Source organism: Sphingobacterium sp. UBA7631 (genome assembly GCF_002483935.1).
GTDB classification, from domain to species: domain Bacteria; phylum Bacteroidota; class Bacteroidia; order Sphingobacteriales; family Sphingobacteriaceae; genus Sphingobacterium; species Sphingobacterium multivorum.
Genome location: NZ_DLIX01000005.1, coordinates 394,501 through 417,570, shown reverse-complemented (window position 1 = coordinate 417,570; position 23,070 = coordinate 394,501). Strand labels below are relative to the sequence as shown.

At 38.4% G+C, this 23,070-nt stretch carries 24 protein-coding genes and 1 tRNA gene; 17 read left to right on the top strand and 8 right to left on the bottom strand.

The window, feature by feature from the left end; all coding sequences use genetic code 11:
• Positions 1-29 precede the first annotated feature (29 nt).
• Both B3P16_RS10375 and prmC read right to left on the bottom strand, forming a co-directional pair.
• Positions 30-102: transfer RNA gene (locus B3P16_RS10375), tRNA-Lys, on the bottom strand.
• Positions 103-219: 117 nt separating this feature from the next.
• Positions 220-1,080 carry a peptide chain release factor N(5)-glutamine methyltransferase gene (gene prmC, locus B3P16_RS10370; RefSeq protein ID WP_112376136.1) on the bottom strand — a complete coding sequence of 287 codons (861 nt, stop codon included), beginning with the start codon at positions 1,078-1,080 and terminating at the stop codon, positions 220-222.
• 34 nt (positions 1,081-1,114) lie between these two features.
• Between prmC and ribD the strand changes: the two genes are divergently transcribed.
• Positions 1,115-2,161: a bifunctional diaminohydroxyphosphoribosylaminopyrimidine deaminase/5-amino-6-(5-phosphoribosylamino)uracil reductase RibD gene (ribD, locus tag B3P16_RS10365; RefSeq protein WP_112376137.1), complete on the top strand. Its 1,047-nt coding sequence runs from the start codon at positions 1,115-1,117 to the stop codon at positions 2,159-2,161.
• 64 nt (positions 2,162-2,225) lie between these two features.
• A complete protein-coding gene (locus B3P16_RS10360) occupies positions 2,226-3,509 on the top strand; it encodes a DUF2851 family protein (protein ID WP_286842858.1) in 1,284 nt (427 codons plus the stop codon).
• On the opposite strand, the gene B3P16_RS10355 is transcribed toward B3P16_RS10360, so the two are convergent.
• Complete coding sequence (locus B3P16_RS10355) at positions 3,506-4,156, bottom strand: ankyrin repeat domain-containing protein (RefSeq protein ID WP_070567707.1); 651 nt, start codon at positions 4,154-4,156, stop codon at positions 3,506-3,508. The genes B3P16_RS10360 and B3P16_RS10355 overlap by 4 nt on opposite strands.
• Positions 4,157-4,505: 349 nt before the next feature.
• On the opposite strand from B3P16_RS10355, the gene B3P16_RS10350 reads away from it, so the two are divergent.
• From B3P16_RS10350 to B3P16_RS10310, 9 genes are all read left to right on the top strand, one after another.
• A complete protein-coding gene (locus tag B3P16_RS10350) occupies positions 4,506-5,075 on the top strand; it encodes a UbiX family flavin prenyltransferase (protein WP_070567704.1) in 570 nt (189 codons plus the stop codon).
• Positions 5,076-5,290: 215 nt separating this feature from the next.
• Positions 5,291-6,559 (top strand): dihydroorotase, encoded by a 1,269-nt coding sequence (locus tag B3P16_RS10345; protein WP_070567702.1) that lies wholly within the window; start codon positions 5,291-5,293, stop codon positions 6,557-6,559.
• 4 nt (positions 6,560-6,563) lie between these two features.
• Positions 6,564-7,238 carry a hypothetical protein gene (locus B3P16_RS10340; protein ID WP_070567700.1) on the top strand — a complete coding sequence of 225 codons (675 nt, stop codon included), beginning with the start codon at positions 6,564-6,566 and terminating at the stop codon, positions 7,236-7,238.
• A gap of 5 nt (positions 7,239-7,243) precedes the next feature.
• A complete protein-coding gene (locus B3P16_RS10335; protein ID WP_112376141.1) occupies positions 7,244-7,846 on the top strand; it encodes a DUF4199 domain-containing protein in 603 nt (200 codons plus the stop codon).
• A 98-nt stretch (positions 7,847-7,944) separates the two neighbouring features.
• Entirely contained in the window at positions 7,945-8,895 is a 951-nt protein-coding gene (locus B3P16_RS10330) for a glycosyltransferase family 2 protein (RefSeq protein ID WP_046674669.1), read from the top strand.
• A 6-nt stretch (positions 8,896-8,901) separates the two neighbouring features.
• The gene (locus B3P16_RS10325; RefSeq protein WP_286842855.1) at positions 8,902-10,029 is read left to right on the top strand and encodes a glycosyltransferase; all 1,128 of its coding nucleotides are present in this window, start codon (positions 8,902-8,904) and stop codon (positions 10,027-10,029) included.
• Between the two features lie 86 nt (positions 10,030-10,115).
• The gene (locus B3P16_RS10320; protein WP_070567695.1) at positions 10,116-10,388 is read left to right on the top strand and encodes a hypothetical protein; all 273 of its coding nucleotides are present in this window, start codon (positions 10,116-10,118) and stop codon (positions 10,386-10,388) included.
• Entirely contained in the window at positions 10,385-11,152 is a 768-nt protein-coding gene (locus tag B3P16_RS10315; protein WP_286842854.1) for an MBL fold metallo-hydrolase, read from the top strand. Before B3P16_RS10320 ends, B3P16_RS10315 begins: the two co-directional genes overlap by 4 nt.
• Positions 11,153-11,230: 78 nt before the next feature.
• On the top strand, positions 11,231-11,386 hold the full coding sequence (locus B3P16_RS10310) for a lmo0937 family membrane protein (protein WP_104382583.1): 156 nt from the start codon (positions 11,231-11,233) through the stop codon (positions 11,384-11,386).
• A 4-nt stretch (positions 11,387-11,390) separates the two neighbouring features.
• Here B3P16_RS10310 and B3P16_RS10305 read toward each other — a convergent pair whose 3' ends face one another.
• Together B3P16_RS10305 and queA are read right to left on the bottom strand one after the other, a co-directional pair.
• Positions 11,391-12,074, bottom strand: a complete 684-nt coding sequence (locus B3P16_RS10305; protein WP_286842851.1) for a 2-C-methyl-D-erythritol 4-phosphate cytidylyltransferase — start codon at positions 12,072-12,074, stop codon at positions 11,391-11,393.
• 84 nt (positions 12,075-12,158) lie between these two features.
• Complete coding sequence (queA, locus tag B3P16_RS10300) at positions 12,159-13,208, bottom strand: tRNA preQ1(34) S-adenosylmethionine ribosyltransferase-isomerase QueA (RefSeq protein WP_070567689.1); 1,050 nt, start codon at positions 13,206-13,208, stop codon at positions 12,159-12,161.
• 185 nt (positions 13,209-13,393) lie between these two features.
• Between queA and B3P16_RS10295 the strand changes: the two genes are divergently transcribed.
• The 3 genes from B3P16_RS10295 (at position 13,394) to B3P16_RS10285 (ending at position 16,198) form a co-directional block, all read left to right on the top strand.
• The gene (locus B3P16_RS10295; protein ID WP_175442026.1) at positions 13,394-14,638 is read left to right on the top strand and encodes an ABC transporter permease; all 1,245 of its coding nucleotides are present in this window, start codon (positions 13,394-13,396) and stop codon (positions 14,636-14,638) included.
• A 79-nt stretch (positions 14,639-14,717) separates the two neighbouring features.
• Positions 14,718-15,287 (top strand): DUF2306 domain-containing protein, encoded by a 570-nt coding sequence (locus tag B3P16_RS10290; RefSeq protein ID WP_286768657.1) that lies wholly within the window; start codon positions 14,718-14,720, stop codon positions 15,285-15,287.
• Positions 15,284-16,198, top strand: a complete 915-nt coding sequence (locus B3P16_RS10285) for a YARHG domain-containing protein (RefSeq protein WP_286842849.1) — start codon at positions 15,284-15,286, stop codon at positions 16,196-16,198. The genes B3P16_RS10290 and B3P16_RS10285 overlap by 4 nt, the downstream gene beginning before the upstream one ends.
• 93 nt (positions 16,199-16,291) lie before the next feature.
• On the opposite strand, the gene hisD is transcribed toward B3P16_RS10285, so the two are convergent.
• Both hisD and hisG read right to left on the bottom strand, forming a co-directional pair.
• Positions 16,292-17,581, bottom strand: a complete 1,290-nt coding sequence (hisD, locus tag B3P16_RS10280; protein ID WP_286842846.1) for a histidinol dehydrogenase — start codon at positions 17,579-17,581, stop codon at positions 16,292-16,294.
• A 22-nt stretch (positions 17,582-17,603) separates the two neighbouring features.
• Positions 17,604-18,455, bottom strand: a complete 852-nt coding sequence (hisG, locus tag B3P16_RS10275; protein ID WP_046674456.1) for an ATP phosphoribosyltransferase — start codon at positions 18,453-18,455, stop codon at positions 17,604-17,606.
• 579 nt (positions 18,456-19,034) lie between these two features.
• Between hisG and B3P16_RS10270 the strand changes: the two genes are divergently transcribed.
• The 3 genes from B3P16_RS10270 to B3P16_RS10260 all read left to right on the top strand — a co-directional run bounded on the left by B3P16_RS10270 (position 19,035) and on the right by B3P16_RS10260 (position 22,103).
• Positions 19,035-19,625, top strand: a complete 591-nt coding sequence (locus tag B3P16_RS10270; protein WP_070567677.1) for a phosphatase PAP2 family protein — start codon at positions 19,035-19,037, stop codon at positions 19,623-19,625.
• 18 nt (positions 19,626-19,643) lie between these two features.
• The gene (locus B3P16_RS10265; protein ID WP_286842842.1) at positions 19,644-20,720 is read left to right on the top strand and encodes a Gfo/Idh/MocA family protein; all 1,077 of its coding nucleotides are present in this window, start codon (positions 19,644-19,646) and stop codon (positions 20,718-20,720) included.
• A 135-nt stretch (positions 20,721-20,855) separates the two neighbouring features.
• Entirely contained in the window at positions 20,856-22,103 is a 1,248-nt protein-coding gene (locus B3P16_RS10260; protein WP_070567673.1) for a hypothetical protein, read from the top strand.
• Positions 22,104-22,196: 93 nt separating this feature from the next.
• Here the strand turns inward: B3P16_RS10260 and B3P16_RS10255 are convergent, their stop codons facing one another.
• On the bottom strand, positions 22,197-22,820 hold the full coding sequence (locus B3P16_RS10255; RefSeq protein ID WP_046674459.1) for a 7-carboxy-7-deazaguanine synthase QueE: 624 nt from the start codon (positions 22,818-22,820) through the stop codon (positions 22,197-22,199).
• Positions 22,821-23,070 lie beyond the last annotated feature (250 nt).

Here is a 23,070-nt window from a genome sequence, read left to right as displayed (position 1 = left end):
AGCTAATCCTGCGATTAGCTATTCTTTAGTGATCCCGCTGGGATTCGAACCCAGGACCCATACATTAAAAGTGTATTGCTCTACCAGCTGAGCTACGGAATCCTTTCTGTTTTTGAAAGTGATGCAAAGGTAGAATTTCTTTTGATATATGCCAAATTATAGCGTGCAAATTTTGACGAAAAGGCCTTAACTGCTTAATAAATAAACGGATTATTTTTTTTATCGCGCTTTTTTTGCATGGATTATTCGGTCTGCTCCATTAATATCTTTTATGAGTTTGACCTGTTCAAATCCTTTTTTGACCATAAGTTCCTTCATTTCTGGACCGAGATATTGATTGATTTCAAAATATAGATCTCCATCTGGGGTTAAATGTTTCAAAGCAAAGGATGAAATAACATCATAAAAAATCAATGGAGCACTTTCTTCAATGAATAATGCGAGCTCAGGTTCATAAGCCAATACGTTTTGATTCATATGCTGCTTTTCTCCCGGGGTTATATAGGGCGGATTGGATACAATGATATTATAATGTTGGTCGGAGAAAATGTATTCCCATTCAAATATATCCGCATTGATAAATTGAACCTGAGTTTTTAAATTCTTAGCATTTTCTTGTGCTGTATTTATCGCCTCTTTTGAGATGTCTATCGTTGTTACTAGGGCATTATTGAGATGCTTTGATAAGGTGATCGGGATGCAGCCAGAGCCAGTTCCGATATCTATAATTTTTAGGTTTTGAGAAGATTTGTGGTTTTTGATGATCAGATCGACAAGTTCTTCAGTTTCCTGGCGTGGAATGAGGACCGATTCATTGACCTGGAAAACTTCACCATAAAAATCTGCTTTATTGAGTATGTACTGTATAGGTCTGTGCTTTTTTAGATCCTGAAGGATGCTAAGTACTTCAGTCTTATCCGCCTCCTTGACGATATCTGTTTTTCTCAATTGATAATTGGTTCTATTTAACCCAAACTTTTCGGCAACAACCACTAAGAATATTGCTTTTATTTCATCCTCATCATATAACCCCTGAAGCTCATGTTGAAATAATAATTCGAAATCTTGAAGTATTTTCATGTGTCAAAGGTACGATTTTCATAGATTTGTATCCATGGATATGCACAAGCAATATATGCATCGTTGTTTGGAACTGGCCCAAATGGGCGCGGGTTCAGTGAGTCCCAATCCAATGGTTGGGGCTGTCATTGTTTTGGACGGTAAAATTATCGGTGAAGGATATACTTCTCCATATGGTGGACCACACGCTGAGGTCAATGCGGTACAGCAGGTTGTGCAAAAGTATGGGGAAGAAGCAAAACGGCTTATCGAGGGAAGTATTTTTTATGTTAGCCTTGAACCTTGCGCGCATTATGGAAAGACACCGCCATGTGCCAATATGATTGCAGAGCTAAAACCCTTAAAAGTCTATATCGCTTGTTTGGACCCTTTCGCCAAGGTGAATGGCAAGGGAGTTGAGATACTGCGCGAAGCAGGTATTGAAGTTGAAATTGGTTTACTGGAAAAAGAGGCTGTATGGCTCAACCGTCGGTTTTTTACACGTATTGGTCAATTCCGCCCCTATGTTATTCTAAAATGGGCGCAGTCGAAGGACGGTTTTATGGGGATGCAAAATAAACAAATTTGGTTAAGCAATGCTGCTAGCCGACAGTTGGTTCACCGCTGGAGATCAGAGGAAGATGCTATTTTGGTCGGTACAAATACCGCAGTTGTAGATAATCCCAGTCTGACCGTAAGAGAATGGCAGGGTAACAACCCATTGCGTATTCTTTTAGATAGAGATCTTGCCATTCCACTAGATGCCAATATTCTAGATGATCAAGCTGATACAATCGTCTTCAATGCTAAAAAGACAGATTGGACAGCAAATGTTAAGTATATTGAGCTTGAAAATTACGGGTTGTATCTGCCGCAGAATATTCTTTATCAACTATATTTAATGGATGTTCAGTCAATCATCATAGAAGGAGGGCGTGCTACGCTGCAAATGTTTATCGATGCGGATCTCTGGGATGAGGCGAGGGTGTTTGAAACCGAAAAAAAGCTATTTAATGGAATTACGGCTCCACAATTTAGTGGACAATTGCTTGAAAGTAAATTGGTTTCCAATGATCTTTTAAAGATCTATAAGAAACAGTGATTATTAAATTGTATATTTAGGGAATTAAGCCATAGCCGGTTAATTTAATTCTTAAATTACAATTATGTTAGTTACAGAAAACTTAATGCAGTTTATCTGGAAACTTCGGCTATTCCGTGCAAATGGGTTGCATTCTACGGATGGTGAACCCTTGGCCGTTGTTCATGTGGGGCAATACAATACAGATTCAGGCCCCGATTTCCTCATGTCACATATTAGGTGTAAAGATAATGATTGGTTTGGTCATGTCGAGATGCATATCCAATCTTCGGATTGGGATCGACATTGTCATCAAGAAGATACCGTTTATAATAACGTTATCTTACATGTGGTTTGGAGAAACGATAAAGTTATTTACCGAAATGACGGTACATCAATACCGACATTGGTGCTTTCGGAATATGTCGAACAGCATCTGTTGGAACGGTATTCAACGATGATGAACGCAAAAAGTTCGATACCTTGTGAGTTTCAGCTTGGTTCAATTGATCTTTTTAAAAAATCCATGTGGCTGAGTACTTTAGCTGTTGAACGCCTAGAAATGAAGGTTCAACAAGTTTTGTTGATTTTAGATCAATTTAATACGGATTGGGAAAAAACGTTATGGGTATGGATTTGCAGATGTATAGGATTAAAAGTTAATGCCGATACATTTCAGGAGCTTGGGGAGAAATTACCTTGGAACATTTTACAAAAATATCGTTCAAACCTATTTAAAATAGAAGCTCTTTTCTTTGGGGTTAGTGGGTTGTTAATTCAGGAGTCAGGAAGCGAGTATATGAAGCAGTTAGCCGGTGAATTTGAGTATCAAAAGCATATACACGGTATAGAGGTTGTTTATGGGGTTTGGAAGAGGATGAGAATGAGACCATATAATTTTCCCGAACGGCGAATTGCTCAATTAGCTGTCTTGTTTAGCAAGAACGAGTTGGGCGTTGCCAAGATTTTGGCTGTCGATGATTTGGAAAGAGCTCGAAAATTATTTAAGATAGCGTCTCTAAGTGATTATTTTGACGCACATTTTTCCTTTGGTACAAAAACGAAGATAAAAGAAACACTTCGGTTGGGTAATGAAACTATTGACACGCTTGTTATTAATGTGATTATTGTTTTTCTTTTTTCATACGGTAAATATTTCAGTATTCAGACCTATATTGATAGGGCCCTAACTCTTTTGGAGCAGCTTCCTTCAGAAAAAAATATGGTTGTGAGACAGTTTGCCCAATATGATTGGCAAGTTCAAAGCGCATTGCAAAGTCAGGGGATTTTACAATTAAAGAGATTTTACTGTGATCGGAAACGCTGCCTTCATTGCAGAATCGGATGCGAAATTTTAAAAAGAAATTAATTTTTTAAGATCTCTGCGATCTCTTTATGGCCTTTTTCAAAGGCCAGGTCCATTGGAGCTAACCCTGAAATATTGATGATTCTGGTGTCGGCTCCATTTTCGAGTAAGGCAACAATAAAATCGATATTACCATATTGGGCAGCGAAATGAAGTGGGGTTTCGCCAGTCGCTTGAATGGCATTGACATTAGCATTGGCCTCGATTAGCAACTTACCGATCTCTTCATTGTTGTTTGCAGCGGCAATATGTAGCGCAGTGGTGAGTTGTTCATTTTTGGTTACGACATTCGGATTGACTTTTTTGGACAGTAAAAGACGTACAATATCTGTTTTGTTGAAATATGTTGCTAAAGTTAATGGCGTAAAGCCCTGTGACGACCATTCATTGACAACAGATGGTGCTTGCGAAATAATGGCCTCCAAGTATGAAGTTAACCCAGCCGCGCAAGCCTCATGGATAGTCATGGATTTGGTGTGTTGTAAAAGTATCCGTATGATCTGGGGTTTGTTGTAATAGCAAGCCAATAGTAGGGGAGAAATTCCATGACTCGTTGTTTCTTGTAAAAGTTCGGGATTCCCAATCAATAATAAGTCGATATCATGGCTTTTGCCTTCTTCAATATATTGTTCTAAAACGGAAAGGTTCATGTCTTAACAAATTGTCTAACGTTGTTACTAAAATAGACTTTATTGATGAGAATAAGCGTTTGATTTGCGAAAATATTTGTATTTAATTTTCCTTTGGATTGAACTGAAATTTGGAAGAAGTTTTTTTTTGCGGGGTGAATTGGATCTTAAAATCTGGGAAAAAGGAATTTTTAGGGTATTTTATATACACAAATGTGTAGTAATGCGCATAATGTTTTTGTAAATTAAAAAGTAGATGTACTTTTGTTAAGCCCCTCCCAAGGGCATGTTTTTCATAGGTAGATGTAGGGTCGGGTGTTTCTCACTACGACCCTTTTTTTATAGCTTTGTTTTTATTATTTTAAAAGAGATGTCTAAGAGAAAAATTGTTGTTGCCATTACTGGAGCTAGCGGCTCAATCTATGCTAAAGTTTTACTTAAAAAACTATTGGTATTAAAAACACAGATCGCAGAGGTTGGGATTGTGATGTCGAATAATGCGAAGGATGTATGGCGTGCGGAGTTGGGCGATGAGAGTTATCAGGATGTGCCGTTCAAGTTTTATGACAAGGGTGATTTCTTTGCTCCTTTTGCATCAGGATCGGCTCGCTATGATACGATGATTGTCTGTCCGTGTTCAATGGGGACATTATCAAGGATAGCCCACGGTGTGTCTTCTGATTTGACAACCCGAGCGGCCGATGTCGTGTTAAAAGAGCGACGAAGATTGATTTTGGTTACCCGTGAGACACCACTAAGTATTATACATATCCAGAACATGAAATTGGTGACAGAGGCCGGAGGTATCATTTGTCCGGCATCACCTTCATTCTATAGCTTACCAAAGACTTTGGACGAAGTCGCAGAAACCGTGGTTGATCGGATTTTGAGTCTTGCTGGGTTTGAATTTAAACATTATCAGTGGGGAGAAAATGCCTAGTTATTCCTCGTTGAAATCTATTTTTAATGTTCTATAATAAATTTGTATTTTGTAACTTTGTTTCTCGAAATGAAGCAATCACGAGCATCACGCGAAAAAGTTATTTATAGCTATATGATTTATAGTGATAAAGCCACTGTCTGTCCATTCTTACTGCGCACGCTACCCGCTTCGATAAATAAGTTGTATCCTTTTAATTTCAATCACATTCATATATGAAAAGCTTATTGATTACTTCTGTTAAAGTAATTTTACCTGGTAACGAATTTCATCAGCAGCAAGTTGATGTATTTATCGAAAAGGGAAAGATTGCACAGATTGGAAAATCTGTCAAAGTAGCTGATAAAAACATAGAAACCTTAGATGGTGCCGGAAAAGTTTTAGCGCCAGGTTTTTTTGACCTACATGCCAATTTTGGAGAACCTGGATTAGAAACCAAAGAAGACATCGTTAGTGGAAGCGCAGCAGCTGCTGCTGGTGGATTTACTGGAGTAGCCGTAATGCCTAATACCGAACCGGCGATTCAAAGCCGTTCCGAGGTTGCACTTATTGTCAATACAGCGAAAGGAAATATTGTTGATGTACATCCAATTGGAGCGATCAGTAAAAAGAGAGAAGGGAAAGAACTGGCCGAGCTATTTGATATGAAGCAAACGGGTGCTGTCGCTTTTAGTGATGGAAACAGGAGTGTACAGCAGGCGGGATTAATGAGCAGAGCGTTGTTATACGCTAAGGGATTCGATGGATTGATTTTTTCACATGCTGAAGATGAGTCTATGGCAGGTGGAAACAAAATGAATGAAGGTGCGATGAGTACTTATTTGGGAATGAAAGGTATTCCTAACCTGGCCGAATCGTTAATGGTTTCTCGTGATCTGTATTTAGCGGAATATACTGGAGCTCCAATTCATTTTGCATCCATCAGCACTCCAGAAGCTGTCGATCTGATAAAAAAAGCGAAAGCAAAAGGTCTTCCAGTAACATGTGATGTTGCTGCACATCAATTGGTGTTTACTGATGATGATATTGTCGGTTTTGATAGTAATTATAAGGTAAGCCCCCCATTACGCACAAAGGCAGATCTGAAGGTATTACTTAAAGGCGTTAAGGACGGTACTATCGATGCTGTCGTTTCGCAACACACACCGCATGAAATAGAATTTAAGAATGTTGAATTCCATATTGCAAAAAATGGAATTATTGGACTGCAGACCGTATTACCACTCTTGGTTCGTGCTGGATTAAATGAAGAACAAATTGTCAATAGTCTTTCAGTTAGACCCCGGCAGATTCTAGGACTTGAAGTTCCTCTTATTGAGGAGGGAGCAATAGCCAATCTTGTCGTATTTGACCCTGTGAAGACTTGGAACTTCGATGAAACAACAAATAGATCTAAATCTAAAAATTCTCCATTATTTGGACAGACTTTAAAAGGTGCTGTCGAATTGATCATCAATAATAATCAAATCATAAAAAACGATTAAAACCATGGAAGCAAATATTAAAGCAGCCGTTGAGGCAGGTATATTAAATTATGGCAAGGTTGATGGGATCTCGACTGCCCCGGAATTTCTTGAAAAGATTATTGCCGTATTCAATACGGAAGCAAGTTATTTAGAGAAATTAGAACTGTTGGATCAATCTTTTGATGATTATCCACTTTTTGATGAGTTGCGTGAGGTTTATGTAGACCTTTTACTCATGAACTTTTTCTCCAATGATGTTTTAAAGCTTGAAGATGACTATTTGGATTCCGAGGAATGGGAGGCTATAGAAGATGAAACTATAGATAGGGGAACAGAATTGTTGAATATTTTTCTTTATTTAGGGGAATGCAAGGACGATGAGATTGAACCTGAATTGGATGATTTCTTAAAGGAATTTTTATTAGTTGATGAAGATGAATTTCAGGATGAGCATGAAATTTATGAAGATATCATTGCCAATCAAATTGTAGTAGATAGCCCGTATGCTGAAATTGCAAAAGTAGGAAAAGGATTAAATCCGAGAAGTGAAGTCTACGAACTTTTTTATCCTATTATGAGCTTCTTTAGTGAGTTGAAACCATCTGAAAAACAATTTGAAGAGTATGCAGAAGCGTCTTCCAATAAGGCATTTGATATTGCACTTTACCAAATAATTAGTACTTACTATAACAAATAATTTTTATGGCAGATTCAATCAACCAAAGTAATGTAGGATTTGATGCGGTAATTGACAAAAAGAAAAGTATTATTTACGGTGTTATCCTGGGAATAATTTCTTTCATTCTCGGATTAGTCGTCTTGTTTGTTGTCAAAGACTTAAATTCCTTTTGGGGGGTAATGTCGATGTCATTTATTGTTAATACTGGTCTTTTTGTTATTATTTCTGCGCTTTTCGCTTTCTCTCTTAGGAAAGCAAATGGCGGATACTGGAATTTTTCTATAGCATTAAAATCCATATTTATGATGCTTGCTATTTCCACTATTATTTCAACAATTGGGACACAGGCGTATGTTAATTTCATTAATCCAACTTTACAAGAAAAGGTGGTGACACATACAATTAATGTTACAATTGAGTATATGGAAAAGAACAATGTGCCGGATGAGGTTATCGATTCAAAAATCGCGGAACTTGAAAAGCAAGTTGATGCTATTGGAAAGATAACGTTAGGGCAGGTGCTCAAAGGGTTGGCTATCACGCTGATGTTTCAATTTGTTTTTGCATTACTATTATCAGCCTTGACAAAACGAGAAAAATTGGTGATCAAACAAGAGACCAATTAGTGTTTAATAAAATAAAATTGACCCTATAAGGTATTACTGAAAAAGTAATACCTTTGTTGGTATTATAATACTACATTTTTAGCATGATTAACATTCACATGGATATTTCTGTTGTTGTTCCTTTATTTAATGAAGAAGAATCCTTACCCGAATTGACAGCTTGGATCGACCGCGTTATGGCGGCCAATCATTTTTCCTATGAAATTATTTTAGTTGATGATGGGAGTAAAGATAATTCTTGGAAAGTTATCGAAGAGTTGAAGTTAAAGAACACGAATATTTCTGCGATAAAGTTCCGACGCAATTACGGAAAATCTGCGGCTTTAAATGTAGGCTTTGCTGCTGCACAGGGCGATGTGGTTATTACAATGGATGCAGATCTACAGGATAGTCCAGATGAGATTCCTGAACTGTATGATCGGATCGTGAATAAGGGAGCGGATTTAGTATCGGGTTGGAAGCAAAAACGCTATGACCCATTGACCAAAACAATCCCAACCAAATTATTCAATGGGGTGACAAGATCGATGTCTGGAATTTATAACCTGCATGATTTTAATTGTGGTCTTAAAGCTTATAAGAAAGATGTTGTCAAAAACATCGAAGTTTATGGCGAGATGCATCGTTACATCCCTGTTATTGCAAAATGGGCAGGATTTACCAATATACAGGAACAGGTAGTACAGCATTACCCACGTAAATATGGTACCACCAAATTTGGCCCGGGTCGTTTTGTGAAAGGTTTCTTAGATTTATTATCCATATTTTTTGTCGGGAAATTTTCGAAAAGACCGATGCACTTTTTTGGTGTTATGGGCGTGATTAGTTTTCTTGCAGGTTTATTTATCTCCATTTATTTAATTTGCCACAAATTGATGAGTATCGCCAGCGGCACACCATTTAGAGATATAACAGATCAACCTTTATTTTTCTTTGCGCTGACAGCGATTATTTTGGGAACACAATTATTTCTGACTGGTTTTTTGGCTGAGTTAGTGTCTAGAAGCAGCTCCGATCGGAATGATTATCAAATTGAGAAAGTCATTTAATTAATTATGCGAATTGTGATTTTAGGGTCCGCTTATCCGTTAAGGGGCGGTGGGATAGCATCTTTTAATGAACGATTGGCATTTCACTTTCAGGAAGCAGGGCATGAAGTGGACATCTATTCTTTCAGCTTACAGTATCCTAATTTCCTTTTTCCCGGAAAGTCTCAATATTCGGATGAGCCAGCACCAACTGGCCTTCATATTAAGACCACGGTCAATTCCATTAATCCATTTAATTGGATTAAGGTAGGTAAAGAACTAAAAAAGGCAAATTATGATTTGCTTATTGTACGATTTTGGATGCCGTTTTTTGGACCTTGTTTGGGAACAATTCAACGACAAGTTCGAAAAAATAAACATACTAAGATTGTATGCATCGCTGATAATATCATTCCTCATGAACAACGGATAGGGGATAGCTTATTGATTCGTTATTTTTTAAAGTCTGTTGATGCTTGTCTCACCATGAGTAAAAGTGTGCTGGCAGATCTGAAAATGTTAAGCCCGAAAATGCCAGCGGTATATACGTCGCATCCACTCTATGATAACTATGGTGTACATCAGAGTAAAAAGGAAGCACGTCGATTACTTAAGATTGCCGAGGGGGATAAAGTCGTATTGTTTTTTGGTTTTATTCGTCAATACAAGGGTTTGGATATCCTCCTGGAGGCATTGGCTGATCCCAGAATACGTACCCTTGGGGTGAAATTGCTGCTCGCAGGCGAATTTTATGGTGACCCTGCTCCTTATTTGAACCTTATAAAAAAGTATAAACTGGAAGAGTTTATTTTTATGCATACTGATTTTATTCCTAATCAGGAGGTCGGAAGGTATTTTTCAGCGGCAGATTGTGTGGTCCTGCCCTATCGGAGTGCTACACAGAGTGGAATTACGCAGGTTGCTTATCATTTTGATTTACCGATGATTGTCAGTAACGTTGGGGGATTGCCTGAATTAGTTCAGCATGAGTATGTTGGTTATGTCGTGGAACCTGATGCCCGTCAAATGGCCGACGGTATTTTTTCATTTTACCACTACAATAAAGAAGAGCAATTTAGAACAAATATTATTGACGAGAAAAAGAAATATAGCTGGGATACTTTTGGCAATGAACTCCTTAAATTGGTCGATTGATTGACATTCGTGATTTTATTTGTATATAAAATCAAATTTATCTAAGTTTGGGAGACTGAGGTAGAAATTTAAAAGGAGGAGAGATTTTGTTACCGTTTACACAAAGCAGTTTAACGAAAATAGAGGAGTTTTTCAAAGAGCAGGGGTATAAAGTGAGGTACGAGAAAGGTTCCTTTCGTACCGGTGCCTGTATGTTGCAGACGACAAAAGTGGTCGTAGTCAATAAGTTTTCGAATCTTGAAATAAAAATCCAGTCACTGTGGAATATATTACTGGATATTGATATTGATTCGGAGGTTATTTCTGAAAAATTTCTTCCACTATATGAAGATGTGTTGAAATCAAAAATTGTAGCTTGAGAATAACATTTTTAGGAACCGGAACATCACAAGGGGTGCCAGTAATAGCATGCCAATGTCAGGTCTGTCAATCTGAAGACAAACGTGATAAGAGATTACGTTCTTCTATTCTTATTGAATACAATCAGCATACATTGGTTGTCGATACCGGTCCTGATTTTAGATACCAGATGCTGCGTGAGAAAGTTATGCATTTGGATGCCGTATTAATGACGCACTCACATAAAGATCATATTGCGGGACTGGACGATGTTAGAGCGTTTAATTATCAGCAGCATAGTTCTATTTCAATTTATGGCACCGAAGCACTTCATGAAGCACTAAAGCGTGAATTTTATTATGCATTTACGGAAATTAAATACCCAGGAGCGCCTAGACTGGATTTGGAAGAGATAAAGGCTGGTGTGCCATTGTCTTTATTCGGAAAGGAAATTATGCCTATCGAGGTCCTGCATTATAAAATGCCTGTGTTGGGCTTTAGAATTGGAGATTTCGCCTATATTACTGATGCGAAGTTCATTTCTCACGAATCAAGAAAATTATTGGAAGGAGTAAAGATTCTTGTCGTAAATGCTTTACAGAAGGAATCTCATATTTCACATTTAACGTTGGAAGAGGCGATTGAATTTGCCGATGATATTCATGCAGACAAAACCTATTTTACACATATTGGGCATCGAATGGGATTGCATGAAGTTGTTTCAGGAGAATTGCCCGAAAATATGTTTCTAGCCTATGACAGATTACAGTTGGATATAACCTAATCTATTTAATATAAAACTATAGTCCTTTTTTCGTTGTTATACCTATAAAAAATAAATTAGGTATTAAATTATAAGGAAATGGGAAATTTACTGTACATCATCGCCGTTATTTTAGTTATCATTTGGGCGATAAGCTTTTTTGGAGGTTATGCGGCTGGAAATAATATCATCCACATTCTTTTGGTGATTGCAATTATCGTTGTATTACTACGTGTTATTCGTGGCAATGCTTAACCATTTAAATTAGTTTTAAATAAAGTTGGGCAATTTGTAAGTCTTGGGGATAGGTGATTTTTATATTCTTAGAATCACCTTCAACAATATAAATACTTTTGCCCGTTTTTTCGACCACTGAAGCATCATCTGTAAAAAGTGGATCTTCATCTTGTTGGTAGGATTTTAACAACAATGCTCCGAGGAAGACTTGTGGAGTTTGTATCAGCCAAATCTGATTTCTATCTGTGGCGGTATTTGTGGATATATTTCCTAAACGCACCGATTCAACACTCTTTTGTGCCAATACAATTGCTTGGTGTTCGTAAGCTCCCTGAAAGGCCTTTCTAATTAAATCGTCCGAAATAATCGGACGAGCTCCATCGTGTACGGCGATGTAATCTTTAGGACCAATGTCGAAGTTTTGTTTAATGTAGTCTATACCGCTCTTTACGCTTTCGAAACGAGTTTTTCCGCCAAATGCAATATGTATTGGTCTGTCAAACTGATACTTTACACATAACTGGTTCCAATAGCTTTCCATTGCTTCACTGATTACCAAGATAACTTCTGAAATGGTGTTGGATTGATAGAAGCGATCAATAGTATGCATCACGATCGGCAGCCCATCCAAGTTAAGAAACTGCTTTGGAAGATCGCTTTTCATCCTGTTTCCGATTCCTGCAGCAACGATTATGGCAAAATTCATGGTATTATTGAAGGGTTTTTATTTAAAAAAAACGTGGATAGTTATGAAGCCATCCACGTTTTCTGTTTTTGTTATATCAAATCATTAGATAATTAACATGGCATCACCATAGCTATAGAATCTGTATTTTTCTTTTACTGCAACTTCGTATGCATTCATGACGTTTTCGTAACCAGCGAAAGCAGCAATCATCACCAAAAGTGTAGATTCTGGCGTGTGGAAGTTTGTAATCATCGAGTTTGCAATACTGAAATCGTAAGGAGGGTAGATGAACTTACTGGTCCAGTCAGAAGCCGCTTTTAAGTGATGGTCTGCAGAAACAGAAGATTCTATTGCACGCATAGAAGTCGTTCCTACAGCACACACACGACGTTTGTTATCGATAGCTTTATTAACAACGCGCGCAGCCTCATCAGTGATGATAAACTGTTCGGAATCCATCTTATGTTTGGTTAAATCTTCGACTTCAACGGTACGGAAAGTTCCAAGCCCAACGTGAAGAGTAACTTCTGCAAAATCAACGCCTTTTAGTTCCAAGCGTTTCATTAACTCTCTGGAGAAGTGAAGTCCCGCTGTAGGTGCAGCGACAGCCCCTTCATTTTTTGCATAGATTGTTTGATAACGGAATTTATCTTCCGGTGTAGCTTTACGCTTGATATATTTAGGAAGCGGAGTTTCACCTAAGATTTCGATATTACGGCGGAACTCTTCATCGGTACCGTCAAATAAAAATCTAATTGTACGACCACGAGAAGTTGTATTGTCAACCACTTCGGCAACCAATAAATCATCATCACCGAAATATAATTTGTTGCCTACACGGATTTTACGCGCAGGGTCTACCAATACATCCCAAAGACGAAGTTCATTGTTCAATTCACGCAACAAGAAAACTTCAATCGTCGCTCCAGTTTTTTCTTTATTACCGTAAAGGCGCGCTGGAAAAACTTTAGTATTGTTTAAGATCATGACATCCTTGTCATCGAAATAATCCAATACATCTTTGAAAATTTTGTGTTCAATTTTACCAGTATCTCTATGTAGTACCATCAAGCGTGATTCGTCACGATTTTCAGAAGGTTCAGAAGCAAGTAATGATTCTGGTAAGTTGAATTTAAATTGAGATAACTTCATCTTTAATAATAGTATATATTAATATCTGCCTTTCAGTGCATTACAGTGCACCAAATACCAGGCTGCCAAAAGCATACAAAGTTATAACTTTTTCGGGTATGGAAGAGCCATATTTCTAATTAATGTATATATTTTTGGGGATTTTGACATTAAATCAAAACTATATTGTATTTTAGAATACAATTATGCTATTTTTTAGATTGATATTGGAGAGTTGTCAGTTTGCTTTTTCGGCATTGAAAGACAATCGTACTCGCACCTTACTTTCGCTGCTGGGTGTGACCATCGGTATTTTTACGATTATTGGTGTATTTTCTGCAGTAGATACCCTACGGAATAATATAGAGGAATCAGTCAAGAAGATTGGCAGCAAAACACTGTATATCGAAAAATGGCCCTGGGATGGCGGCCCAAATTTCCCTTGGTGGAAATACTTGAATAGACCCGAACCCACATACAATAATTACCTGGATTTAAAAAGCCGGATGACGACGGCTGAGTATATGGCGTATATGATCAATATCGGCAATACGACTATTAAATATAAAAATAATTCGGCCCAAGGCTCATCGGTTAATGCTGCGACTTACGAAAATCTTTACATTCAAAATTTGAATATTATAGATGGTCGTTACTTTGCTGAAAGTGAGTCGAGGGGTGGAGCTCTTGTAACTGTGTTGGGCGCAAATATTGCAGAGGGGCTTTTTCCTAATGAGGAACCAGTTGGCAAATATATCAATATGTTAGGCCGAAAAATTCAGGTTATTGGTGTATTAAAGAAAGAAGGAAATGGTGTATTGATTAATACCTCTCCGGATGATACAGCCTTTATTCCGTTTGAGCTGGCTAGAAATTTGGTCAACTATGATAATTTCTCACCGAGTATAGCGATGGTTATTAAATCGAACTACACGCTTGGCGAGGCTGAGAGCGAAGCGAAAACACTTATGCGGTCGATTCGTCGTATATCACCACAACGGGAGGAGAATTTTTCCATTAACCAGACAACAATGATCACAGGTGCATTGGATCAGCTTTTTGGTATCATTAATCTGGCGGGTTTTTCAATTGGTATTTTTTCAATTTTAGTCGGCGGTTTTGGCATTGCCAATATTATGTTTGTAAGTGTCAAAGAACGTACACATATCATCGGAATTCAGAAAGCGCTAGGAGCTAAAAATTTCTTTATTCTTTCACAATTTTTAGTAGAGTCTATTGTACTTTGTTTGTTGGGTGGAGGGATTGGTCTCGTTGTCGTCTATTTTTTGGCTTTTGTGGTACAAGCTGCGACTGGCGTTGCTATTGTGGTCAGTTTGAAAATGGTAATGCTTACTGTTTCACTTTCTACTTTTATTGGGTTAATATCGGGCATTGTTCCAGCTTTAATGGCTTCTCGACTGGATCCGGTAGAAGCGATTCGGAGTAAATAAAAAAGGTATGTTTAAAAGGGCTCAATTTTCGATATTACATGGATTTTGGCTTTTAATCTTTGCTTACAGCTGCCTGTTGATGGCTGAAATTACTTTTCGCTATCGCGGCTTCTCTCTCGATGCTAATTTCTTGATGATTAAGCAGACCGAAATAGAATCACTTTGGTGGTATCGCTACGTGTTTTATATCCATGTTTGCACGGCTATCTTTGCCTTGCCTGCCGGCTTTACGCAGTTTAATACTTATCTATTGAATAAATATCCGCGAGTCCATCGAAGTATCGGGTATTTATATGTATTCGCCATTTTGGTTTTTGCCGCTCCTTCAGGTTTGCTTATTGGATCCGTGGCGAATGGCGGGTTAACCGCTATTATTGCCTTTGAATTATTGGGGCTTGGATGGTGTTATTTTACATGGCGGGCAGTTCGTTTGGCGAGTCAGCGAAAATTTGATAAACACCGTGATTTTATGATCCGTAGTTTTGCATTAACCTGCTCGGCATTGACCCTACGTTTTTGGAAGGTTGCTTTAGTATACTTCTTTCAGCCCAATCCCATGGATGTTTATCAAATTATTGCATGGCTGGGATGGATACCTAATTTGTTGCTGGCGGAATTTATTATTTATCAAAAAAATCATAAATTATGAAGAAAAACCTTTGTTTACTGTTATTGCTTGGAGCAGTCCTTGGTTGTAAGGATGGGAAAAGTAAAAAGAATGAAACTGCCGAAATAAAAGATACTGTTGCCGTCGAGCGTGAGGCCCATCAGGAACTTTACGGTAATTGGGTTGGCGACTTTGTCGTTGATGAAAGTACACTTGGAGAAGATGAGGGTTTGCCAACAACGGATTACGCTCCGAAGATAAATCTGACGATAAAGAAAATTACCGATAAAGGAGGTGTTTATGGACAGAATGTTGTAAAGGGGAATCTGCGCTCTTTTGTGGGGAAGTTGGAAGAAAACGGTGCTGATATTCGCTTATTATTGGATGAACCTGGAGACAGAAAATCCGACGGGCGTTTTGAAATTAAGCTTAATCATGACACGCTAATTGGTAACTGGTCTGCGTATGACCAGGGTGTAAAGATCAAAAAGCGAAACTTTAAATTGTTGAAAAAACAATTTGCCTATAATCCAAATCTGATGCTTAAAAATCAGGATGGAGAGGAGGGGACGTTGGTTGACTGGATTAATGAAAAAAGAAAAGAGGAAACTGACCTGGATGGTGACTCAACGTATACATACATTATACAATATTATAGATCTGCATCTCCCGCAGTCTTTACTGTAAATGCGTCTAAGCAAAAGTTGACAGAGAAAGATCTGAAAAACCTCAAGAAATTAGATTTGGAAATTATTCGGAATACCATTTTCGCCCGACATGGCTATGCGTTTACTAAACCCAGCATTCGCCAATTTTTTGAGCCTGTAGATTGGTATGTACCTATTTCAAAAGATGTGAGTGCAGACTTAAGTCAACTGGAAAAAGATAATATAGCCTTGCTGACTAGGTTTGAAAGATATGCAACAGATAATTATGACACCTTTGGAAGATAATCCAGTTGGCATTACGAGACAATATTTATGCGATCAATCACACAAAAAAGGCTTTACATTGTAAAGCCTTTTTTGTGTTTTCAATAGGGATTTTTATCCATTCTTCCGAATGGAAATCGCATTTTTATGCGCCTGTAGTCCCTCGAGTTCAGCGAGTATTTCAACCACTGATCCGATTTGTTGAAGCCCGGTTTCGTTTATATGTTGAAAGGTAACTTTTTTAACAAAAGAATCTACCGATACGCCTGAATAGGAGCGTGCATAACCTGATGTCGGTAGTGTGTGATTTGTACCTGAGGCATAATCTCCTGCGCTTTCAGGTGTTAAGTGTCCTAAAAAAACAGAACCAGCATTGCTGATATAGCGTGTTAAGGATTCCCATTGGTCCGTCTCCAAAATAAGGTGTTCTGGTGCATAATCGTTTGAAAACTGTATGGCCTCCTGAAGCGTCTCAACAGTTACTGCATAGGAATTTTCGATCGCTTTTGAAGCGAGTTCCTTGCGTGGCAAAACCGCTAACTGGGCTACAAGGGCTGTGTTGACTGCATCAACTAGCGCATTGGATGTTGCAACCAGGACTGCTTGACTGTCGGCTCCATGTTCAGCCTGTGCCAAAAGATCTGCTGCCACAAATGCTGGGCTTGCCGATTCATCCGCGACGACCAGCACTTCGGATGGTCCTGCAGGCATATCAATACTGACATTTGCTAGCCCCTGTATGATGGATTTTGCTTTTGTGACAAACTGATTGCCCGGGCCAAAGATCTTATCCACTTTTGGTATGGTCTCCGTTCCAAAACCCATCGCTGCAACAGCCTGAGCACCTCCAACTAAGTATATTCTGTTGATCTTAAGTAATTTTAAACAAAAAGCGACAAAGCCATTGATTTTTCCATTGGATTGAGGTGGAGAACAAACGACGATCTCTTTGCATCCAGCTATCCTTGCCGGGACACCAAGCATTAAAAGCGTGCTTGGTAAAACTGCTGACCCGCCAGGGATGTAAAGTCCAACTTTTTCAATCGGACGGACTTCTCGCCAGCATTTTACACCGGGCATCGTTTCAACCGTACGCTCTCTTTTTAGCTGTGTACTATGGAATTTATGGATATTTTGAAAAGCGATTTCAAGTGCTCTCTGTTGATCACGGCCTATGGTAGACGCCAAAGCGTCGATATCTTCCTCGTCTAAATATAATCTGTCAAGTTCAACTTTATCAAATTTGGCGGCATATTCGCGCAGAACCACATCACCTTGTTGACGTACTTGTTGAATAATTTCCTGGACAACCTCTTGTATTGCATTGTTGGGGTCCATATTTCGGGCAACCAATTGTTGTATTTCCTCTTTCCCTAGGGTCTTGTAATCATATTTTTTTAACATAGTCGTACCTCGCGTGTCAAGTTTAAAGGATGATTTTTTCAATTGGCATTACAACGATACCTTGGGCACCTTCAGCTTTTAACTTATTGATCTTATCCCAAAAGTCATCTTCCGTGATAACAGTGTGTACAGCAACCCAACCTTCTTCTGCCAGTGGAACAACCGTAGGACTCTTAACACCGTGTAATAAAGAAGTAATAGCCGGCAAATTTTTCTTTTCGACATTCAATACCACATATTTAGTTTCTTTTGCTAAAAGAACAGATTCGATACGTTGCACTAATTCCGCCAAAACTTCATTGCCTTCCAATCCCTTTCTTCCGACCAATATGGCTTCTGAATTTTTAACATCAGCAAAAGGCTTCAAACCATTACTTTTTAGTGTTCCACCGGTCGATACGATATCACAGATCGCATCACTAAGACCCAAACCGGGGGAAATTTCAACTGAGCCAGATATTAAACGGATATCTGCATTGATCTTATACTCGTCTAGAAAATTCTTTAGGATATTTGGATAAGAGGTTGCGATTGCTTTGCCGTTAAGGTCTTTAATGTCTTGGATGGTGCTATCTTTGGGAATAGCAAGTTTCAATGTACATTTTCCAAAACCAAGCCTCTTGATGTATTCTACTTTAGATTCGGTCTCATCAATAATGTTCTCACCGACGATGCCCAGGTCGGCTATACCTTGTTCCACATATCCCGGAATATCATCATCTCTCAGAAATAATATTTCGAGTGGGAAATTCCCAACCGTGGTGATTAAAGAGCTTTTGTAGTTCTCGAAGTCTAAACCACAATTTTTCAGTAATTGAACAGATTTTTCGTTTAACCTACCCGATTTTTGGATAGCAATTTTAAGATTTTTCAACGCTTTATAAATGTTAGCAGTAAATTATTAATAATAAGAAATCAAACAAGAGGGAAGGTATTCTACGTAAGAACACATTAAATTAACATATCGCCACAATGGCGATGATGAAAATGAAAATGATGTACGCAAGTATAGACCATGTTTGTATTAATAACTGCAGGCAAATGTATAGTAAATTAATGGGAAATGCAAGACTATCATTTTAAAATTCTTATCCTAATGGACTTGTTGTTGAAATGAATTCAATTTTCTTGAAAAAATTGTAAAAACTAGGTCATTGATTGGGGAATACACTATAATTTAGACAAAAGACAATGCTGATTTCCTATCCTATAGTAGGCTGTTTGAATTACTCCAATAGTGAGCTGTGAAATTTTGTTCAACCGAAATGTTTCTTGGTAGGGTGACAACTCTCATAAATTTCCTTATTTTTAAGGATTGGGGGATGACTTATTAAGTTAATAGCGGATAAGAGTGACAATAGTGGGGGGAGAAGTTGTTGTTTAATAAATTGGAGTAGTGTGTTTAGTGGTACCTAATTCAAGGGAATGGTAAATTAGATCAATTATTTGTTAGATGAAAAGATTAGCTTTTATTTTTATTTGTTGGGTTAACTGTCTTTATGGCCCTGTTCTAGGACAAGAAAGTCCAGCGTCTACGTTAGATATCCGGATATTGGAGTCCATAGCTGAGACTCGGACAGCGCCACAAACACAAACATTTAAAGTGCTTTCTGATATCAATAACTATGTTCAGATAGCCGTTCCTGTTGGTTTACTGGTTGCCGGTGCGGTCAACGATGATAAGGCAATGCGTCAGAATGCCCTGTATGTTGCCAGTAGTACGGCTGTAACAGCGCTAGTGAATGTTGGTTTAAAACATATCTTTAAGCGAAGTAGGCCATTTAAAAAATATCCTAATTTCATATCGGTTCGTACAGCCGGTGGGTATTCCTTTCCCTCTGGTCATACGTCATCTGCTTTTGCTACGGCTTCTGCTTTGTCTCGAGCCTACTCGAAGTGGTACGTCGTTGCGCCATCCCTTTTATGGGCGAGTAGCGTGGGATATTCAAGGATGTATTTGGGCGTACATTTTCCCTCCGATGTATTAGCAGGAGCTGTACTAGGAACGGGAGCGGCCTTTGCTTTGGATGGATTAAAGAAATAATATAGCAATAGAAAAAAAATGATACAAGAGGTTATTAAAATATTGGTTGTTGGATGTGGAAATATGGGCGCATCTCATGCGAAGGCATATCACGATTTAGATGGCTTTCAAATTGTGGGTCTAGTAGCTCGCGGGGAGAGCAAAAGTAAACTGAATGAGCAATTGGGAGGTAACTATAAACTGTTTGAATCTTATGAGGATGCACTTCAGGAAACGAAACCGGATGCCGTTTGTATTGCGACCTATCCAGATACACATAAAGCGTATGCTATAAAAGCCTTTCAGGCTGGCGCTCATGTTTTTATTGAAAAGCCTTTAGCTGAAGACGTGATTTCGGCGCAGGAAGTCGTCGATGCAGCGCTGCAATACGATAAAAAATTGGTTGTTGGATATATTTTGAGGTATCATCCCTCCTGGATCAAATTTATTGAAATATCCAAAACAATGGGAAAGCCACTTGTTATGCGTATGAACCTGAATCAGCAGAGCCATGGGTATATGTGGGATGTGCATAAAAATCTGATGTCTAGTTTAAGTCCCATTGTTGACTGCGGAGTTCATTATATTGATGTCATGTGTCAAATGGTGGGGGCGAAGCCATTGTATGTATCTGCAATAGGTGCACGGTTAACCGATGAGATTCCTGCCTGGAACTACAACTACGGACAATTGCAGCTGCATTTTGAAGATGGGTCCGTAGGATGGTATGAAGCCGGATGGGGACCAATGGTCAGTCAAAACGCTTTTTTTGTAAAGGACGTTTTTGGACCTAAGGGCGCCGTTTCCATTGTCGCAAACAAAGCAAGCGATGAAGGTAAATCGGATTCGGTAGCATCCCATACACAAACAGAAAGCCTTCGCGTACATTACGCCGATTTAGATTCGGCAAACGAATTTACGAAGGTCGATGAGTGGGTCAACTTATCTGATGAGCCTGATCATCAAGAATTATGTAATCGGGAGCAATTATTCTTTCTGCAGGCGATTGTAGATAATTTGGACCTTTCTGATTCGATGGAAGATGCTGTTAATAGTCTACGGATTGCTTTGGCATGTGACGAAGCGGTGAAAACAAAACAGATGATAAAATTGTAGTTCATTTTGCTTAGCGATCACGTTTTTACGTTTTATGGAAATATGAAGAGAAAAAAGTAAATAAATAAAAAAATAGAGCAAAAGATAGGCTTTTTGGTCTGTCTTTTGTTATTTAGCTACATATTTATCATTCTTATGAATAATTTACTCAGCGTTGCACTATTATTTGGATTATCAATTTCGACAACTTATGCGCAAGATAAGCAATGGCAGATGGAGTTGGTGTTTAAAGGCGAAGTTTCACCTGAAAAATTTGAAAATGAAGTTCCGGAATTTGCAAAAGAGTTTTATGAGCCATTTTTGAAAGGAAAAATGGCTTATCGGAATGTGGAAATTTTAACAGATGCCGATTATTCTTCCACTGTCGTGAATCAAAAAGCACATGCTATTTTAAATCGAAAATTAGCAAAAACATATTCGTATTCGGTCGGTGATGATATTGTTACTGCCGAAGCATACAATCCAGCCTATAAGATTGTCAGTGCGAAGTTAGGGGAGTCGGAAGGTCCCTATGTGCAGCTGCAAGATATGGGCGAGATCGAATCGATAGCGGGAATTACCTGTAAGAAAGCAAAGTTATTTATAAAAAACAATGCCGATTCTGCAGTAGCAACGGTATGGTATTCGGAAGCGGTGCCTACTTATTATTTGACGGCATTTTCATTTATCAATGATTTGCCTGGAGGTGTGCTCAAATTGTCTTTGGGTGAGAACAATGATCTTGGTTTTGAAACAACGAAAGTCACCAATGTATCTTCTGCGGCAGATTTCGAGCTTCCCAAAAATGCAAAGGTGATTGATATCTCGGGGGGAGGTAATACGAGTGAGGGGGAAGATGTGAGTTTATTTGAAGATACTTTCCCATTGGATAAGTCACTTAAATGGACCATGGTCAAGGATAAAGATACCAATGATGAATATTATGGTATAAAAAACATGGCGGGAGAAGATGTGCTGCCTTGCTCTCTTTTCTCTTTAGCGTATTTTAATGAGCAGACTGCTATTGTTTCAGATAAGGATAATTATTTTTGGTTGTTGGATAAGAAGGGGGGGAAGGTAAATAAGGAAGGGTTTGACTGGCTTACGCCAGCAAATCAAAAACTTGCTATTTTTCAGAAGGATGGTAATTTTGGATTGGTTACACAGGAAGGGAAAGTTCTGCTTGACAAGAAGGAAAATATCAGTAAATTTTTAGACAATTATTTGATGTTCTCTGAAAATGGTAAAGTTGGATTGTTGGATGAAAATGGAAAGATTTTATTAAAGGCGACCTTATTATTTCTAGATGCTGATAATGCTGGAAATGTGCTGGTCCGGGAGAAGGAAGGTGAAGAAACGAAGACGCTAGACCTGGACACTTTTTTAAAAACCTATGTGAAGTGATTTAAATGACATGCATTAATATAGATTGATAAAAAAAGGCTTTCGATACTGTCGAAAGCCTTTTTTGTGTCTATTTAATCGTGCATTTCACTATTAAGGAATGTTTAAAAACTTATGTGTTTGTAGTGAAATATCCCATTTAGGGTTTTCTTTTACGTAATCAATAATAGAAGGCGTCATTTCTTTAGATTTCGACCATTCAGGTTGAAGGTATAATCTGCAGTTTGGCCCTACAAGTTGTGCATATTCTTCTCCCCAAGCGAAATCGCTTTTATTGAAAACGATAACTTTAAGTTCACCAGCAGCTTCTAACACATCTTTGCGTGGTGCTTTGAATTTTTTTGGAGATAAACATATCCAGTCCCATTCACCACTCAGAGGATATGCACCAGAGGTTTCAATAAACGTTTTAATCCCTGCCTCATGAAGCCCTTTTGTTAGGTAATCCAAATTATAAATAAGCGGTTCGCCACCCGTAATGACAACTGTTTTTGCCGGATATTTCTTTGCATTTTCGATAATCGAATCTGCGGCTGTAAGGGGGTGGATAGATGCATCCCAGCTTTCCTTTACATCGCACCAATGGCAGCCAACATCGCAACCACCCAATCGTATGAAATAAGCAGCAGTCCCGGTATGGTAGCCTTCTCCCTGAATCGTGTAAAATTCTTCCATTAGGGGTAATAGTGTTCCGTCTTCTGGTACTTGATTTGACATAGTTAAAATTTCAGTCTGCAAAGGTAGCAAATATTAATGAGATGCTCAATTTGTCCTGTTGCTTTTAAGTAGCTGCCCTGTCATTTTTTTATATATAGTAGCTGGTAATAATCTGCTTTTATCCCTTTGTTTTTAGGTTCATGTTTAAACAAAGCACATAGTTTACCGCTACCATGCTATCAGGCCTATACTATGTTTTCTATTAACAGTGAAACAACACTCTTTTTGTAGGGGTATAACAGGGGGTTAG